Genomic DNA, 17,739 nt, shown 5'->3' on the forward strand with positions numbered 1-17,739 from the left:
TTTGATACGGTGCTGAAACGCCTGAGTCGTTACGCCGGCTGCTGCTGCGCCGGGTCTTGTTCAGCAGCTTGCAGACGCGCGACCACTTCCTTGCGATAACGGTTCAGTTCCTGCGCGGTGTTGAACGTGCGTTCGAACAGCAGCGACAGGTTGTGCAGAATGCGCTCGATGACCTTCTTTTCCCAGCCGTCGTCGAAACGGATCTGCTCGTCGAGCCAGCGCTCGAGCCATTCCGGATCCGGCAGACGCGACTGGATCGTGTCGCGCGGGAACAGCGCCTGGTTCACGTGCAGGTTGGTGGGGTGCAGCGGCTTTTCGGTGCGACGCGCCGACGCCATCAGCACGCCGATCTTCGCGAACGCGGCACGCGCGATGTCGCCGGTTTGCGCCATCGCCTTCTTCATATAGCGCAGATACGCGCCGCCGTGGCGCGCTTCGTCGCGCGAGATAGTTTCGTAGATGTGCTTGATGACTGGCTCGGTATGCCATTCGGCGGCGCGGCGATACCAGTGATTCAGGCGGATTTCGCCGCAGAAGTGCAACATCAGCGTTTCGAGCGGCGGTGCGGGATCGAACTCGAAGCGCACTGCGTGCAGTTCCTCTTCGGTCGGGACCAGTTCCGGCTTGAAGCGGCGCAGGTATTCCATCAGCACCAGCGAGTGCTTCTGCTCCTCGAAGAACCACACGCTCATGAATGCGGAGAAATCGCTGTCGTGATGATTGTCACGCAGAAACATTTCCGTGGCGGGCAACGCCGACCATTCCGTGATCGCGTTCATCTTGATCGTCGCGGCTTGCTCATCGGTCAACAGCGATGCATCGAATTTGTCCCAGGGAATGTCCTTCTCCATGTCCCATCGAACGGATTCGAGCGATTTGTAAAGTTCCGGATAAAGCATGGTGTTCATAGTCCCACCCCTGTTCTGCACATACTGTGTGTGTCTGTTGCTGCTACGTGTAGCCGTTTTATCTACGACGAACGGACGCGCCGTTTATCGGCCAAGCATTCAATTTTACGCGTTAATCAGCCGCCCAGAAGCATCGGGCAGCAAAGAAGTCCGGGCTTTTGTATTGGCGCCTGAAGCGTGAATCAGGCGCCGTGGCCAACCGTGCGGGAGGGATACCCTTTGCCTGAGGTCGAGCCAGTCTGGGTCGACAACCGCACCGTCCCGCCCTGCACCGGTAGCGCCGGCGGCGAATGACGCGAGGGCGGCGGGATTGGTTGTTTTCGGCGCACACCCCAAAGCCAGATCAAGCTTACACAATGATAGCACGCGCCTCCCACGAAACCCGTGACAGAAGCGGCGCGAGCGCACTGTGGCATTGACTTCTCTCAATAAAGTCGGCGATTCGCGCGGGCGGAAACCGCCGGCGCTGGAATAGGGAAAAACGCAGCCGATCAGTCGCCGTCATCATCGGCCACTGATTCCCGGCGCGCCGTCCGGCTCACGTCGACTTTTTCGGCGTTGCCGCGCTCGTTCCAGCCGCGCGTTTGGCCGACGGCGCGGCGCGCTTCGCCGCCGGCCGTTTGACGGCGGGCTTCGCGTTTTGGGCGGCGGCGCCCGACGCATCGGCGCCCGACGCATCCGCGGCCTTCGACGGTTCCGGCTTGCCCTGCGTGCCCCCGCCCGCCGCGGCGACCGCCACGGACGGCTGCGTCATCGCGAACTGCGCGATCTGGTTGAACTGCGATTGCAGCAGATTCCACCACGCGGACGCATCGAAGCCGGGCGCCGCGGGCGCCTCCTCTTCGTCGCTGTCGGCCTGCGTGGCGCTTTCGGGCGTGGGCGCGGCCGGCTTCGTCCAACTCGGCGCCCGGGCGGGGCTCGGGGCGGTGTTCGGCGCGTCACTCGCGGCGGCACCCGACGCAGCAGCCGCGGCGTGCGACATCGACGATTGCGCGAACGCGCCGAACGCGCGCAGCGTCGCGAGCGTCGCACGTTGCACTTCGAGCGCCTGGATCGCCGACTGCAGCATGCTCAGATTCAGCTTCAGCCATTGCTCGACCGCGCGCATGTCGGTGATGCGCTTGTCGAGCTCCTCGACGCTCGTGAGCGGCGCCATCATGTCGGACATCATCGACAGCGACGGACTCGTGCCCCCACCCGGCTGCGCGCCCGTCATGGCGGCGCCGAACGGCGACAGCCGAATCATGCTCCACATGCGATCGAGCATTTCAGCGGGCGGAAAACCGGGGAAGCCGGGAAAGGGCGGCGCGGAGCCAGTGGTGTCGGTCATGGTTGTCGCCTCGGTGCTGGATGATAGGTGGAGCGCGCGATGCCGCGCGCGTCGATTCGATCATACCGTGTGGGGTATGACATCACGATCGTTGGTCGTTACGTGGACCGCCCGCGCCAAAATCGGGCGCGCGCCGCTCGCGCAACGAGCTCAGGCCCTCGCGCACGTCGGGTCCCGCGAAGCCCATGAATTCCAGCGCGAGCGACGTATCGAACGCCGGCCCCGCCGTGCGCAGCCAGTTGTTCAACGCGTACTTGGTCCAGCGGATGGCGGTCTGCGAACCGTCGGCCAGCTTGCGCGCGACTTCGAACGCCTTCGGCAGCAGATCGCTTTCGTCGACGGCCAGCGACACGAGCCCGATGCGCTCCGCCTCCTCGCCGCTCACCGGCTCGCACAGCAGCAGGTAGTACTTCGCCTTTGCCATGCCGCACAGGAGCGGCCAGACGATCGCCGCATGATCGCCCGCGGCGACGCCGAGGCGCGTGTGTCCGTCGATGATGCGGGCCGTCTTCGCCGCGATCGAGATATCGGCGAGCAGCCCCGCGACGAGCCCCGCGCCGACCGCCGGCCCGTGCATCGCCGACACGATCGGCTTGCCGCAGTTGATCACGTTGTAGACGAGATCGCGCGCTTCGCGCCACACACGCGTGCGCACCTCGAAATCGTTCGCCATGTCCTCGACGAGCTGCAGATCGCCGCCGGCCGAAAAGCCTTTACCCTCGCCGCGAATGATCGCGACGCGCGTATCGGGATCGCGATCGATATCGCGCCAGATTTCCGCGAGCTCGTAATGCATGCGTGCGTTCGCGGTCGCGAGGCCGCTTTTATTCGCGCCCTCGCCGCTCATCACGACTTCGAGCACGCCATGCTGATGACGCTGCAAACGCAGCGACTGGTAGTGCGCGTAGTACGCGTCGTTCGGTTGCGATGGCTGAGGCATGGTGAGCAGTCCGGAGGAGATTCGTTCAGTCGCGCGCGCAACGCCGCGCCCCGTTCAATGCGGCTGATAAAGCCACTTGCCATTGGTGATTTCGACCATCACGCGGGCGCGCTGATCGAGCCCGAGATGATCGGCCTCGCTCATGTTGACGACGCCATTGGTGTCCGCGAGACCGCGTGTTCCTTCGAGCGCCTCGCGCAGCGCGCGGCGAAACGGCGTCGTGCCGGGCGCGCCGGCTTTCAGCGCGAGCGGAATCGCATGCTCGAGCAACGCGCCCGCGTCCGACGTGTACGAACCGAATGCCGACACGCTGCCCGCCCCGTGCCGCGCCTCGAAGCGTGCGATGTAATCGCGGGCGAGACCCTTCGCCGGATGATCGGCCGGCAATTGCGCGGCGACCAGCACCGGGCTCGCGGGCAGGAAGGTGCCGTTGCAATCGGCGCCGCACACGCGCAGGAAGTCGTTATTGCCGACGCCGTGGTTGTGATAGATGACGCCCTTGTAGCCTCGCTCGCGCAGCGTTTTCGGCGGCAACGCGGCAGGCGTGCCGGCCGCGCCGACCACTACCGCGTCGGGGTGGGTCGCGAGAATCTTCAGCACCTGGCCGGTCACGCTCGGATCGGTGCGATTGAAACGTTGACGCAAGCCACGCGCGCTCGTGCGCGCTTCAACGGGCGACGCGCAAGCGCGCCGACGTCCAGCTGCGGAGAAGTCCAATCGCGGCATGCTGTCTTCCTCCTCACGTCGGGGTTTTAGTTGTGATGTTTGCCGCAGTGTAGCCGCGCGCGCAAGTGGCGGCATCGGGCGAAACCCTTTCGCGCGTGCCGCCCGCGTCACAGCATTGCCGCGTGAGCGCCGCGCTTCATTCGAGCGGCGCGATGCTCTGCTCGATCGCACCGAAAATCGACTTGCCCGCATCGTCGAACATTTCGATCCTCACGGTGTCGCCGTATTTCATGAACTCCGTTTGCGGCGCGCCGTGCTCGATCGTTTCGAGGCAGCGCTTCTCGGCGATACAGCAGTAGCCGCGTTTCGCGTCCTTGTTCGACACCGTGCCCGAACCGACGATGGCACCAGCACGCAGATTGCGCGTTTTCGCGGCATGCGCGATCAGCTGACCGAAGTGAAACACCATATCGGTGCCCGCGTCGGGCTGGCCGACCTTCCTGCCGTTCCAGTGGACGATCATCGGCCGATGCACGCGGCCTTCGCGCCAGTGTTCGCCGAGCTCGTCGGGCGTCACGGCGACCGGCGCGAATGAGGTGGCCGGCTTGCTCTGGAAAAAGCCGAAGCCCTTCGCGAGTTCGGCGGGGATCAGGTTGCGCAGCGACACGTCGTTGACGAGCGTGACCAGCCGCACGCCGCGCAGGGCCTGCTCGGGCGTCGCGCCCATCCGCACATCGCCGGTGACGACCGCGACTTCGGCCTCGAAGTCGATGCCGTACTCTTCCGATGCGCACGCCACGTCGTCGCGCGGGCCGATGAAGTCGTCGCTACCGCCCTGGTACATCAGCGGGTCGGTCCAGAATTCGGGCGGCATTTGCGCGCCGCGCGCGCGCCGCACGAGCTCGACGTGGTTCACGTACGACGAGCCGTCGGCCCACTGGAACGCGCGCGGCAGCGGCGCCATGCACTCTTTGGCGTCGAATGAAAAGCTGTTGCGCGCACGGCCCTGGTTCAGCGCATCGTAAAGGTCGTGCAGTTGCGGCGCGTAGAAGGCCCAGTCGTCTAGCACGCGCTGCAGCGTGGGCGCGATCGCGTCGGCGATGGCCGCCGTGTGCAGGTCGCGGGACACGACGATCAGTTGACCGTCGCGCGTGCCGTCCTTCAGCGAGGCAAGTTTCATAGAGCTGTGAACCGTGTATTAGTGACGATGGAAGGAATGTATTCTACGATGGTGAATCGGCGCGGCCCAATATCTGCGTGTTCGTCGTCGTGTCACCGTAGCCGTCTCCAATTACGATCACCGAACGCGCTGCCCGCGCCTTTTGCACATGTCCGCCAACGCCCGCTCCGGCACGATCCGCACCCGCACCGACCCCGCGTCCGCCGACGATCTGCTCGATCCCGCCCATGCAACCGACGCAACCGGCGCCGATGACGAACCCGGCGAACCCGGCGAAGAAAAACTGCGCTCGGGCATCCAGTCGATCGAGGTCGGTTTCAGGCTGCTCGACGTGCTGACCCACGAGCCGCGCGCGATGATGCTGCGCGATCTCGCGCAGCGCGCGGGCATGAGTCCGGCGAAGGCGCATCGCTATCTGGTCAGCTTTCTGCGTCTCGGCGTGGTCGCGCAGGACCCGCTGTCGGGCCGTTACGAACTCGGCGGCTTCGCTTTGCAGCTGGGGCTCGCGCGGCTTGCTCGCGTCGACGGTGTGAAGCTCGCGCGCATCGCGCTCGCCGAACTGCGCGACCGGCTCGACCTGACCGTCGGCATCGCGGTGTGGGGCAATCAGGGACCGACGATGGTGCACTGGATGGAGTCAAGCTATCCGGCCAAGGCGTCGCTGAAGCTCGGCGACGTGATGCCCTTGCTCAGTTCGGCGACCGGTCTGCTGTTCGCCGCCTACCTGCCGTCCGGCAAGACCGCCGTGATGCTCGAGCGCGAGCTGACCGACTCGCGGCGCTCGTCGTATAGCGGCGCGCCACGCACCCGCGAAGAGGTCGACAAGGTGCTCGCCGAGGTGCGCGAGCACGAGGCTGCGCGCGTCGAAGGCATGCTGCTGCCGACGATCCACGCGTTTTCGTTGCCGGTGTTCGATTCGACCGGCGAACTCGCGCTCGGTCTCGTCGCGCTCGGCCATGAAGGGGCGTTCGATATCCGCTGGGGCGGCGAGATCGATACCGCGCTGCGCGAATGCGCGCACAAGCTGTCGTACGAACTCGGCTATAGCGCGACCCCGCGTGGTGACAACGGTTGATACGCACCGTATCCTTTCACGCTCTCACCGATTCAAGCGCCGATGGATTTTGCTTCCGCCAACCGCCGTCATGATCGCCTGCCCGCTTTTGGTAGCGGGCCGGGACGCGGCGCGCGCGCGTGGCGCTGGATCGCCGTCCTCGCGGCCGTCGCGGTTGTGCACTGGATCGCGGCGCAATGGTTCGAGCGCAATCGCGTGGATCTGAATCCGGCGAATCGCGAGCATGTGCCGGTGCAGGTCGTGCTGCTGACGCCCGAAAGGGTCGAGCGTCAACCCGCGCCACAGCCCGCCGTGCCGGCACCGCATCCGCCCGCGCCAGCACGCAAGCCCGCGGCGAGGCCGCCGCGCGAGCAGCATGTGATGACCGCGTTGCAACCGGCCAAACCGAACGAGCCCGCGGCCACGCCGGCATCGGAGGTGGCGGCTAGCGCGCCACCCGCCACCGCGAACGCGAATGCATCGGCCCATGCGAATGCCAGTGGCGCCGTCGCGAGCGCCCCTGCCGCGGCCAGCGCGCCGCAAGCGTCGCAGGGAGTGAAGTTTTCGGTACCGCCGTCGGCCGAACTCGACTACGACACGTTCTACAACGGCGTGCGCAACGCGCCCGGCACGATCCATTGGGCGAGCGACGGGCAGGGCTACGAAATGGTCGTATCAGTGCCGCTGCCGTTCGTCGGTCCGTTCGTGTTTTCGAGCCACGGCGGCATCGATGCCTTTGGCCTCGCGCCGGCGCAGTACAGCGAAAAGCGTGGCCGTCGCGCCGAAGACATCGCGATCTTCAATCGCAACGACAAGAAGGTGGGCTTTACGCGCACGCCCGCCTCGTTGCCGTTGCCCGACGGCGCGCAGGATCGCTTCAGTGTCGTGATGCAGCTCGCGAGCCTCGTGCGCGGCGATCCTGATGCCTATAAGCCTGGCGTGACGCGAAAGTTTTTCGTCGTCGATACCGATAGCGGGGAGAACTGGCCGATCGAGACGATCGGCGACGAAACGATCCGCGCCGCGCAAGGCTATCTGCAGACGCGTCACTTCAAACGTCTGCCGCGGCACGATGGCGACCAGCGCCGCGTCGATGTGTGGCTCGCCCCGTCCCTTGGCTGGCTGCCGGCGCGCATACTGCAGACGGAGCCGAACGGTACCCAGTTCGAACTGGTGTGGCGCGGCAAGCTGAATGTCGATGGCACGTCGCCGGATGACCGCGGCAATGGTGGCGCGCCGGCCACGCCTGCTGCACCCGCAGCCCCCGCTGCCACGGGCCCTGCAACGCCGGCGCCGGCCGACGCATCGGCAGTAACACCCGAGGCCGCCCCAGTTGCACCGGTCGATTCGACCGCTCCGACCATCATCAAACCGTGACACTTTTCGTGACACAGTGTCACGAGCAGATCTGCTCGAGATCGGCGAAACTTCCTTTGCAACGCTGACTCGCACGTCAATGGAGCCCCGTTCGCGCGAACGAGGCGACCCACCGCGCTTTTTCACTGCGTTTCCTTCAAAGGAGTCCGCATGCAAGTGAACATCAACGGTATCGACACACGCTACGTGCTGAGCAACGAAGGCGGCGGCCCGTGGCTCACGTTCATCCATCAGTTGGGCGGCGATCTTTCCATCTGGGATCAGATGGCAGGCTATTTCCGCGACGATTACACGGTGCTGCGCTACGACGTGCGCGGCCACGGCCACAGCGCGGCTGCGCGCGAGCCGTTCGCCATGCACGATCTGGCCGACGATCTCGTCAAACTGCTCGATGCCCTCGGCGCGCGGACGACGCACCTGGTCGGCCTGTCGCTCGGCGGCATGATTGCGCAGCAGTTCGCGCTCGACCATCCATCGCGAATCGACACGCTGACGATTGCCGACAGCACCGGCGGCACTCCGCCCGAGAACCGTGAGTTGTGGAATCAGCGCGCCCACACCGCGCGCAGCGACGGCATGGAGGCGCTGTTACCGTCGACGATCGCGCGTTGGCTCACGCCCGACTTTCAGGCCGGCCATCCCGAAGCGGTCGAGCCGATCCGTGAGACATTTGCGCGCACCTCGCCGGAAGGTTTTGCGATGGCCTGCGAGGCACTGCGCGATTTCGACCTTCGCGGCCAGCACGGCGCAATCCGCTCGCCGACGCTGACGGTGGCCGGACGTCACGACACTGGCACGCCCCCTGCTGCTACGCAGGCAATAGCGGAGGCGATCGAGGGCGCCCGCTTCGAGTTGCTGGACGCCGCGCATCTCGCGCCAATCGAGCAATCACAGCGTTTCGCCGCCTTGCTTGAATCGTTTCTGGAGCGGCGAGTCTAACCGTCAGGTCCGGAGTTTTTACTTGCGTCGTCCGGACCCACCCCTTGAATTCCATCCCACATGCTCCACCTACGGTCCAGAAAAGGGCAGGAGCCCAACGGAAATAAGGAGTGTCGCCATGCAAATGATCTATAACAGCCCTAACTACTGTGTCGTCGAGTTTCCTCCGCAGGAAGGTCTGCTTGCCATGAAGTCGGGCGGCTACGAGATTGTCGACAAGAACATGCAGCGCGAAATCTACATCGACGGGGCATTGGCGGCGCGTTTTCGCGAGCATGTGCAAAAGCTGATCGAAGGCGAGCCGACGCTCGACGAGGTTGATGAATTCCTCGGTCAATTCGACAGTCTGATGCATCAACCGGTGGTGCTGCATTGACTGGAGGTGTTCAGCTGGCGCTCTGGCGACATCGATCGACCGCACCGCGCGGCTTTGCCGGCGGGTTCCATCAAGCAGTCGGCGGCAGCGAAACGGCCCGGCAGGCTTTGGCTTGCCGGGCCGTTTTTTATTGCCTCGTTGGTTAGCGCGTTTCTGAATTCCCGGCGCGGCGCGTTCGTATCGGTCGATTTTGCCGGCCGCGCCTCGCACTCTCCTCCGCGCCGGGCGCATCCGCCCGGCTGCGGCTACAATGACAGGCTTTCCGCCAACGCCGGCGCAAGCCCTCGTCCGCCATGACCCAGCCTGCTCAATCCATCACGCCAGTCCGTTCGGAGCCCGCCTACACCCGCGGCGCAGCGCTGCCCGCGCTGCTGAACTCGCGCATCCTGATTCTGGACGGCGCGATGGGCACGATGATCCAGCGCTACAAGCTCGACGAAGCCAGCTATCGCGGCGAGCGCCTCAAGGACTACGCGCGCGACATCAAGGGCAACAACGAACTGCTGTCGATCACCCAGCCGCAGATCATCGCCGAGATTCACGAGCAGTATCTCGCGGCGGGCGCGGACATCATCGAGACCAACACGTTCGGCGCGACCACGGTCGCGCAGGCCGACTACGGCATGGAATCGCTCGCCGTCGAGATGAACATCGAATCGGCGAAGCTCGCGCGCGCCGCGTGCGACAAATACGCAACGCCGGACAAGCCGCGCTTCGTCGCCGGCGCGATCGGCCCGACGCCGAAAACCGCCAGCATTTCGCCGGACGTCAACGATCCGGGCGCGCGCAACGTGACCTTCGACGAACTGCGCGCCGCGTACTACGAGCAGGCGAAAGCGCTGCTCGACGGCGGCGCGGACCTGTTCCTCGTCGAAACGATCTTCGACACGCTGAATGCGAAGGCCGCACTGTTCGCGCTCGACGAGCTGTTCGAAAACACCGGCGAGCGTCTGCCGATCATGATCTCGGGCACCGTCACCGATGCGTCGGGCCGCATTCTGTCGGGCCAGACCGTCGAGGCCTTCTGGAACTCGCTGCGTCACGCGAAGCCGCTCACGTTCGGCCTGAACTGCGCGCTCGGCGCGGCGCTGATGCGTCCGTACATCGCCGAGCTCGCGAAGCTGTGCGACACCTACGTGTCGTGCTATCCGAACGCCGGCCTGCCGAACCCGATGAGCGACACCGGCTTCGACGAATTGCCCGCGGATACCTCTGGCCTGCTGAAGGAATTCGCCGAAGCGGGGCTCGTGAACATCGCGGGCGGCTGCTGCGGCACGACGCCCGAGCACATCGCGGCGATCGCGAAGGCGCTCGCCGAGCTGAAGCCGCGCAAGTGGCCGAGCCAGTATCGCGACGCGGCCTGAGCCCGCCTGAAACACTTCGCCCCGACGCCCTGCACGTCCTGCACGTCCCTTAACGCACGCACCCGACTCGCACACACGCCATGACCGATCACACCATGCGCCTTGCCGGCCTCGAGCCGTTCAACGTCACGTCCGGGACGCTCTTCATCAACGTTGGCGAACGCACCAATGTGACCGGCTCGAAAGCGTTCGCGCGAATGATCCTGAACAATCAGTTCGACGAAGCATTGGCCGTCGCGCGCCACCAGGTCGAGAACGGCGCGCAGGTAATCGACATCAACATGGACGAGGCGATGCTCGATTCGAAAGCGGCAATGGTCCGCTTCATGAATCTGATCGCGTCGGAGCCGGACATCGCGCGCGTGCCGATCATGATCGACTCGTCGAAGTGGGACGTGATCGAGGCGGGTCTCAAGTGCGTGCAGGGCAAGGCGATCGTCAACTCGATCTCGCTGAAGGAAGGCAAGGAAGCGTTCGTTCATCATGCGAAGCTGATTCGCCGCTATGGCGCGGCTGCGGTCGTGATGGCGTTCGACGAACAGGGCCAGGCCGATACGTTCCAGCGCAAGACCGGGATTTGCAAGCGCTCGTACGAAGTGCTCGTCAACGAAGTCGGCTTTCCGCCCGAGGACATCATCTTCGATCCGAACATCTTTGCGATCGCGACCGGCATCGAGGAACACAACAACTATGCGGTCGACTTCATCGAGGCGACCCGCTGGATCAAGCAGAACCTGCCGTACGCGAAGGTGAGCGGCGGCGTGTCGAACGTGTCGTTCTCGTTCCGCGGCAACGATCCGGTGCGCGAGGCGATTCACACCGTGTTCCTCTATCACGCGATCCAGGCGGGGATGGACATGGGCATCGTCAACGCGGGCCAGCTCGGCGTGTATGCCGAACTCGATTCCGAACTGCGCGAGCTCGTCGAAGACGTCGTGCTGAATCGCCGTCAAGACGGCACCGACCGCCTGCTCGAAATCGCCGACAAGTTCAAAAGCGGCGCCGCGAAGAAGGAAGAGAACCTCGAGTGGCGCAAGCAGCCGGTCGAGAAGCGTCTCGCGCATGCGCTCGTGAGCGGCATCACCACGTTCATCGTCGAAGACACCGAGGAAGTGCGCGCGAAGATCGCCGCTGCAGGCGGCCGTCCGATCAACGTGATCGAAGGTCCGCTGATGGACGGCATGAACATCGTCGGCGACCTGTTCGGCCAGGGCAAGATGTTCCTGCCGCAGGTCGTGAAGTCGGCGCGCGTAATGAAGCAGGCGGTCGCGCATCTGATCCCGTTCATCGAGGAAGAAAAGCGCCGGCTCGCGGCGGCCGGCGGCGACGTGCGCGCCAAGGGCAAGATCGTCATCGCGACCGTGAAGGGCGACGTGCACGACATCGGCAAGAACATCGTGTCGGTCGTGCTCCAGTGCAACAACTTCGAAGTGGTCAACATGGGCGTGATGGTCCCGTGCAGCGAGATCCTCGCGAAGGCGAAGGTCGAGGGCGCGGACATCATCGGGCTGTCGGGCCTGATTACGCCGAGTCTCGAAGAAATGGCCTACGTCGCATCGGAAATGCAGCGCGACGACTACTTCCGCGTCAAGAAGATTCCGCTCCTGATCGGCGGCGCGACGACCTCGCGTGTGCACACGGCGGTGAAGATCTCTCCGCACTACGACGGGCCGGTGGTCTACGTCCCGGACGCGTCGCGCTCGGTATCGGTCGCCTCGAGCCTGCTGTCCGACGAGGGCGCGGCGAAGTACATCGACGAACTGAACGCCGACTACAACCGCATCCGCGATCAGCATGCGAACAAAAAGGCACAGCCGATGGTCACGCTCGCGCAAGCGCGCGCCAATAAGACGAAGATCGACTGGGCAGGCTATCAGCCGGTCAAGCCGAAGTTCATCGGCCGGCGCGTGTTCAAGAACTTCGATCTGAACGAGCTCGCGAACTATATCGACTGGGGTCCGTTCTTCCAGACGTGGGATCTCGCCGGCCCATATCCGGCGATTCTCAATGACGAGATCGTCGGCGAATCGGCGCGGCGCGTGTTCTCCGACGGCAAGTCGATGCTCGCGCGCCTGATTCAGGGCCGCTGGCTGCAGGCCAACGGCGTGATCACGCTGTTGCCAGCCAACACGGTGAATGACGACGACATCGAAATCTACACGAACGAATCGCGCATCGAAGTCGCGCTGACGTGGCGCAATCTGCGTCAACAGAGCGTGCGGCCGGTGGTCGACGGGGTGATGCGACCGAACCGCTCGCTGGCCGACTTCATCGCGCCGAAGGACTCGGGCGTCGCCGACTACATCGGCATGTTCGCGGTGACGGCGGGTCTTGGCGTCGACGTGAAGGAGAGGCAGTTCGAGAAGGATCTCGACGACTACAGCGCGATCATGCTGAAGGCGCTCGCGGACCGGCTCGCCGAAGCATTCGCCGAAGCGTTGCACGCGCGCGTGCGGCGCGACCTGTGGGGCTACGCGAACAGCGAAAACCTCTCCAGCGAGGAGCTGATCGCCGAAAAATACCGCGGCATCCGCCCGGCGCCAGGCTATCCGGCCTGCCCCGACCATCTCGTCAAGCGCGACATGTTCGACGTGCTGCAGGCGAACGAAATCAACATGAGCGTGACCGAATCGCTGGCGATGCTGCCGGCGGCGAGCGTGTCGGGCTTCTACCTCGCGCATCCGGACAGCACCTATTTCTCGGTCGGCAAGATCGGCGCGGACCAGCTCGACGACTACGCGCAGCGGATGTCGCTCACGAAAGCGGACGCCGAGCGCGCGTTGGCGCCGTTGCTTTGAGCGTGAAGCGATACGTGGCCGGGCCGTGCGGCCCGAGCCGCGCGTGCGCGACTATATCGAGTCCGAAAGACAGAATATTTGGCGCCACGGCAATTTCGGCTTTGTAGACTGAGTCGGCTTTCATCCCGTCAAGCGCGAGCACAACGCGCCGGCTCACCGAAATTGCAACCGTCAACGGAGAAAAATCGTATGAAGAAGCTGACACTGTTATTGACCGCTGTTTCGCTGGCCGCGGGCGCTTCCGTGGCGCTCGCACAACCCGCCGCGCCGGGCGGATCGAGCGCGGTCAGCTCCTACTCGCCCCCCACCGAGGCGCATGTCAAAAAGGCGAAGAAGCAAAAGATGAAGAAAGGCACGGCAGCGTCGGCGGCCCCCGCGAGCCAGTGAGCGGCAAGGCGGACAAGCCCTCTGAATGACAAAGAGCCCGCGTCAAGCGGGCTCCTTTCTTTGAGTGCGCCCCAAAAGCGCTTATGAAGGCCTTCCGAGACCGGGCCGCGGCGCTCGGGACCCAGCAGAAATCAAAGCCCCCAGACGATATCCGCGTTTTCCTTCTGCGCCGCGCGCAGCATGTCGAGGAACGGATACGCGCGCTGCGCGAGACCGGGCGGAATCTCGTGACGATCGCGGCCGTCTTCGCCCTCGTGGAAATGGCCCTCGTGCTCGGCGCGCTCCTGCTTGTCGGAGGTGATCGCCGCTTCGAGCTTCTCGATGGCCGGGCCCAGTTCGTCGTGAGTAATGACGCCCCGCTGCCCAAGGCGTTTGCCGACAATGCCGACCAGATACTGCGCCAGATTCTCCAGCATCATCACGTCAGGGCAGGCGTGGCACTTGAAAGTAATCAGCATGACTGTTCCCTTTTTCGTTATGTCGGGTTAACGCATGAGCGTCCCAAGGGCAGCAACAGCGCGCGCCTGACGTGGCGCCGGCAAGGCGCGGCGGCCCCAGCCCCTCGTGGGCAACTCATTGAACATATTAGCACCTGCTAAAATCCGTCTGAACGGAAAAGCGCGCCGCCCAGCGCCACGTATGGCAAGGCTCGACGAGCATCGCACACGTGGGCCAAGCGGGGGCGTCGAACCATCGGCCGCGATCCGCATGCCGCGCGAGCCTGCGTGCCGGCGGGCCGCCGAGCGGAGTCCACCGGGTTGCGCTGCTTGCATCTCGTCGCATCGCCTGGGGGACACTCTGCCGGCGGCGCCGCAAAGCGCTGCCGCGTTCAACGCTTGCGACACCGGCCTCGGCCGGCGCCTCTTCCGCCTTACCGGATTGCCTCACTGGACTCGCAACAAGCATGCTGCCCGCACACAAACACACACTCGAAACACTGCTCGCCGAGACGGTGAAGCAGGTCGCGACTGCCACCCAAGGCGCGACGGAAGCCGCCTTCGTCTCGCCCGCCATCGCGCTGGAGCGCCCGAAAGTCGCCGCGCACGGCGACGTCGCGTGCAACGTCGCGATGCAGCTCGCCAAGCCGCTGCGCGCCAATCCGCGCCAGCTCGCGCAACAGATCGTCGATGCGCTGCTCGTCAATCCGCAGGCCAAAGGCCTGATCGACACCGCCGAAGTGGCGGGCCCTGGCTTCATCAACCTGCGGCTCACGGCCGCCGCCAAGCAAGGCGTGATCGCCGCCGTGTTCGCCGAGAAGGACGCGTACGGCGGCTCACGGCGCGACGCCGGCAAGCACGTGCTGATCGAGTTCGTGTCGGCCAACCCCACCGGCCCGCTGCACGTCGGCCACGGCCGCCAGGCCGCGCTCGGCGACGCGCTCGCGAACGTGCTCGCGTCGCAGGGCTGGGACGTGCACCGCGAGTTCTACTACAACGACGCCGGCGTGCAGATCCACACGCTCGCCCTGTCGACCCAGGCACGCGCACGCGGCCTCGCCCCCGGCGACGAAGGCTGGCCCGCGTCGGCCTATAACGGCGAGTACATCGCCGACATCGCGAAAGACTATCTGAACGGCATCACGGTCGAGGCGAGCGACGGCGAGCCCGTCACCGGCGCGCGCGACGTCGAGGACCTCGAGGCGATCCGCCGCTTCGCGGTCACGTATCTGCGTCGCGAGCAGGACATGGACCTGCAGGCGTTCGGCGTGAAGTTCGACCAGTACTACCTGGAATCGTCGCTGTACACGGAAGGCCGCGTCGAGAAAACGGTCGACGCGCTGATCGCCGCGGGCAAGACCTACGAGCAGGAAGGTGCGCTGTGGCTGCGCACCACCGACGACGGCGACGACAAAGACCGCGTGATGCGCAAGACCGACGGCACCTACACGTACTTCGTGCCGGACGTCGCCTATCACGTCGCGAAGTGGGAGCGCGGCTTCACCAAGGTCATCAACGTGCAGGGCTCGGATCACCACGGCACGATCGCGCGCGTGCGCGCAGGTCTGCAGGGTCTCGGCATCGGCATTCCGAAGGGCTACCCCGACTACATCCTGCACAAGATGGTCACGGTCATGCGCAACGGCGAAGAGGTGAAGATCTCGAAGCGCGCGGGCAGCTACGTGACGGTGCGCGACCTGATCGAATGGTCGGGCGGCGCGACGCCGGGCTCGGAAGCGGCCGTCGATCTGATCGACGAGGAAACCATTCGCCGCGGCCGCGACGCGGTGCGCTTTTTCCTGATCTCGCGCAAGGCGGACACCGAGTTCGTGTTCGACATCGACCTCGCGCTGAAGCAGAACGACGAGAATCCGGTGCACTACGTGCAGTATGCGCACGCGCGCATCTGCTCGGTGATCGCCGAGTGCAACGCGCGCTACGGCCTCGACGAGAACGCGCTCGCAAGCGTGGATTTCGCGCCGCTCACGAGCGAGCGCTCGATGGCGCTGCTCAACAAGCTCGCCGAATTCCCGGACATGCTGCAGCACGCCGCCGACGAACTCGCGCCGCACGCGGTCGCCTTCTACCTGCGCGAACTCGCCGGCGAATTTCACTCGTTCTACAATGACCGTGCCGAGCGCGTGCTGGTCGACGATGCGGCCGAACGCAACGCTCGCGTCGCGCTGCTCGCGGCCACGCGCCAGGTGCTGGCCAACGGTCTCGCGACGATCGGCGTCTCCGCTCCCGTCAAGATGTAACTCCTCCAGCGTAATATGCGCGCGGCCGTCGTTATAATCGGCGGCCGTTCCTGGATTCTTTTTGCAGGTGATTCGTACGATGGCAAAACCACGCCGCACAACAAAGCAATCGAAGCAAACCGGGGGCACTTTTCTCGGCATCGTGCTGGGCCTGATCGTCGGCCTGGCGATCGCGGTAGTGGTGGCGCTGTATATCACCCGTGCACCTACGCCGTTCGTGTCGAAGGTCGCGCCGCCAGCGGCGACCGACAACGGTGCGAGCCAGCCGCAATACGATCCGAACCGTCCGCTGCAAGGCAAGACGCCGGGCCAGCCGGTGCCGCAGGCCGCGCAACCGGCTCCGCCGAACACCGCGCCGGGCCAGACCAACGCCCAGACCCAGTCGGGCATGCTCGAAGAACCGCAGATCGTCGAAGTGCCGCCGTCGGGCGGCAACGCGAATAACAACGGCACTGCGGTCGCGCCGAATCCCGCGCAAGAGAACGGCACCGGCGGCACCGGCGGCACCGGCGGCACCGGCGGCATCGTCGCGCCGGCGCCGGCGAAGAAGCCGCAGACCTCGAGCGCGCCGGCCGCCACGGCGGCAGGCTCCGCGCCTAAGAGCGCGACCACGCTCGCCAACGCCAAGCCGGGCCCGGCCGCCGCTCCGGCGCCGGGCGAGGCGAACACCGGCTATTTCCTGCAGGTCGGCGCGTACAAGACCGCCGCCGATGCCGAACAGCAGCGCGCGCGCCTCGGGTTCCAGGGCTTCGAATCGAAGGTCACGCAGCGCGATGCCGGCGGCGTCACGTACTACCGCGTGCGCATCGGGCCGTTCTCGAAGTTCGAGGACATGAATTCGAGTCGTCAGCGTCTGTCGGACGCGGGTGTCGATACCGCGGTGATCCGCTTCACCAAACAATAAATAAACGGTAATGCCGGCTCGCACGGCGCATCGAACTATCGGCGCGGCGCGCGAGTCACAAGCACGATGGCCGCTTCGACCTGTATTGTGGCGGGCGGCCGCACCGAATCCGACCAGCGGCGACGGGCCCTTCGCATGGCGTCGCCGCGCTACCGCCTTATCTGGGTCTACACAACATGAAAAAGCTGCTGAGCATCCTGTTTCTCTCGCTAGGCCTGATCGCGGCCAGCGCGCATGCGTCGCCGACCGCGCCGGTTGCCGGCAAGGACTACACCGTGCTGGCCTCGCCGCAACCGACCGACGTGCCGGCCGGCAAGATCGAAGTCATCGAATTCTTCTGGTACGGCTGCCCGCATTGCAATGAATTCGACCCGTTCCTCGAAGCCTGGGTCAAGAAGCAGGGCCCGGACGTCGTGTTCCGCCGCGTGCCGGTCGCCTTCCGCGACGACTTCATCCCGCACTCGAAGATGTACCACGCGCTCGACGCGCTCGGCGTCGCGAACGAACTGACGCCGAAGGTGTTCAACGAAATCCATGTCAACAAGAACTATCTGCTGACGCCGGAAGACCAGAGCAAATACCTCGCGACGCTCGGCGTCGATCCGAAGAAGTACATGGAAGCGTACAACTCGTTCTCGACGCAAAGCGCGCTGCAGAAGGACAAGAAGCTGCTCGACGACTACAAGATCGACGGCGTGCCGACGCTCGCGGTGCAGGGCAAGTATGAAACCGGCCCGGCCGCGACCGGCACCCTGCCGGGCACGATCCAGGTGCTCGACTACCTCGTCTCGCAAGTCCGCGCCAAGAAGATGTAATCACGA

At 65.1% G+C, this 17,739-nt stretch carries 14 protein-coding genes and 2 pseudogenes; 10 read left to right on the forward strand and 6 right to left on the reverse strand.

The features are described 5' to 3' along the window. Positions 1-29 precede the first annotated feature (29 nt). From OKW39_RS10635 to OKW39_RS10655, 5 genes and pseudogenes are all read right to left on the reverse strand, one after another. On the reverse strand, positions 30-908 hold the full coding sequence (locus OKW39_RS10635; protein ID WP_429562616.1) for a ferritin-like domain-containing protein: 879 nt from the start codon (positions 906-908) through the stop codon (positions 30-32). Positions 909-1,446: 538 nt separating this feature from the next. Continuing rightward, on the reverse strand, positions 1,447-2,238 hold the full coding sequence (locus tag OKW39_RS10640) for a PhaM family polyhydroxyalkanoate granule multifunctional regulatory protein (protein WP_429362471.1): 792 nt from the start codon (positions 2,236-2,238) through the stop codon (positions 1,447-1,449). 82 nt (positions 2,239-2,320) lie between these two features. Beyond that, complete coding sequence (locus tag OKW39_RS10645; protein ID WP_429362473.1) at positions 2,321-3,178, reverse strand: enoyl-CoA hydratase/isomerase family protein; 858 nt, start codon at positions 3,176-3,178, stop codon at positions 2,321-2,323. A gap of 54 nt (positions 3,179-3,232) precedes the next feature. After that, positions 3,233-3,817 (reverse strand): annotated as a pseudogene (locus OKW39_RS10650) (ABC transporter substrate-binding protein); the annotation flags it as partial. A gap of 223 nt (positions 3,818-4,040) precedes the next feature. Further along, on the reverse strand, positions 4,041-5,024 hold the full coding sequence (locus OKW39_RS10655; RefSeq protein ID WP_090802809.1) for a fumarylacetoacetate hydrolase family protein: 984 nt from the start codon (positions 5,022-5,024) through the stop codon (positions 4,041-4,043). A gap of 148 nt (positions 5,025-5,172) precedes the next feature. On the opposite strand from OKW39_RS10655, the gene OKW39_RS10660 reads away from it, so the two are divergent. The 7 genes and pseudogenes from OKW39_RS10660 (at position 5,173) to OKW39_RS10690 (ending at position 13,319) form a co-directional block, all read left to right on the forward strand. Then, on the forward strand, positions 5,173-6,099 hold the full coding sequence (locus OKW39_RS10660) for an IclR family transcriptional regulator (protein WP_429562617.1): 927 nt from the start codon (positions 5,173-5,175) through the stop codon (positions 6,097-6,099). A gap of 42 nt (positions 6,100-6,141) precedes the next feature. Further along, the gene (locus tag OKW39_RS10665) at positions 6,142-7,455 is read left to right on the forward strand and encodes a DUF3108 domain-containing protein (protein WP_429562618.1); all 1,314 of its coding nucleotides are present in this window, start codon (positions 6,142-6,144) and stop codon (positions 7,453-7,455) included. A 150-nt stretch (positions 7,456-7,605) separates the two neighbouring features. Continuing rightward, positions 7,606-8,394: an alpha/beta fold hydrolase gene (locus tag OKW39_RS10670; protein WP_429562619.1), complete on the forward strand. Its 789-nt coding sequence runs from the start codon at positions 7,606-7,608 to the stop codon at positions 8,392-8,394. Positions 8,395-8,512: 118 nt separating this feature from the next. Then, the gene (locus tag OKW39_RS10675; RefSeq protein ID WP_090802801.1) at positions 8,513-8,770 is read left to right on the forward strand and encodes a BTH_I0359 family protein; all 258 of its coding nucleotides are present in this window, start codon (positions 8,513-8,515) and stop codon (positions 8,768-8,770) included. Positions 8,771-9,063: 293 nt separating this feature from the next. Continuing rightward, positions 9,064-10,134: a homocysteine S-methyltransferase family protein gene (locus tag OKW39_RS10680; protein ID WP_429562620.1), complete on the forward strand. Its 1,071-nt coding sequence runs from the start codon at positions 9,064-9,066 to the stop codon at positions 10,132-10,134. Positions 10,135-10,202: 68 nt separating this feature from the next. Then, positions 10,203-12,932, forward strand: a pseudogene (metH, locus tag OKW39_RS10685) (methionine synthase); the annotation flags it as partial. Positions 12,933-13,121: 189 nt separating this feature from the next. Further along, complete coding sequence (locus OKW39_RS10690; protein ID WP_429335670.1) at positions 13,122-13,319, forward strand: acid-shock protein; 198 nt, start codon at positions 13,122-13,124, stop codon at positions 13,317-13,319. 131 nt (positions 13,320-13,450) lie between these two features. Here the strand turns inward: OKW39_RS10690 and OKW39_RS10695 are convergent, their stop codons facing one another. Next, positions 13,451-13,777, reverse strand: a complete 327-nt coding sequence (locus tag OKW39_RS10695) for a DUF1840 domain-containing protein (RefSeq protein WP_018419249.1) — start codon at positions 13,775-13,777, stop codon at positions 13,451-13,453. A gap of 446 nt (positions 13,778-14,223) precedes the next feature. Between OKW39_RS10695 and argS the strand changes: the two genes are divergently transcribed. The 3 genes from argS (at position 14,224) to OKW39_RS10710 (ending at position 17,733) form a co-directional block, all read left to right on the forward strand. Then, positions 14,224-16,014 carry an arginine--tRNA ligase gene (gene argS, locus OKW39_RS10700; RefSeq protein ID WP_429362475.1) on the forward strand — a complete coding sequence of 597 codons (1,791 nt, stop codon included), beginning with the start codon at positions 14,224-14,226 and terminating at the stop codon, positions 16,012-16,014. Positions 16,015-16,093: 79 nt separating this feature from the next. Then, positions 16,094-16,918, forward strand: a complete 825-nt coding sequence (locus OKW39_RS10705; protein ID WP_429335669.1) for an SPOR domain-containing protein — start codon at positions 16,094-16,096, stop codon at positions 16,916-16,918. 176 nt (positions 16,919-17,094) lie between these two features. After that, complete coding sequence (locus tag OKW39_RS10710; RefSeq protein WP_090802791.1) at positions 17,095-17,733, forward strand: thiol:disulfide interchange protein DsbA/DsbL; 639 nt, start codon at positions 17,095-17,097, stop codon at positions 17,731-17,733. The last annotated feature ends 6 nt before the right edge of the window (positions 17,734-17,739 follow it).

The organism is Paraburkholderia sp. MM6662-R1, assembly GCF_050436245.1.
GTDB classification, from domain to species: Bacteria; Pseudomonadota; Gammaproteobacteria; order Burkholderiales; family Burkholderiaceae; genus Paraburkholderia; species Paraburkholderia tuberum.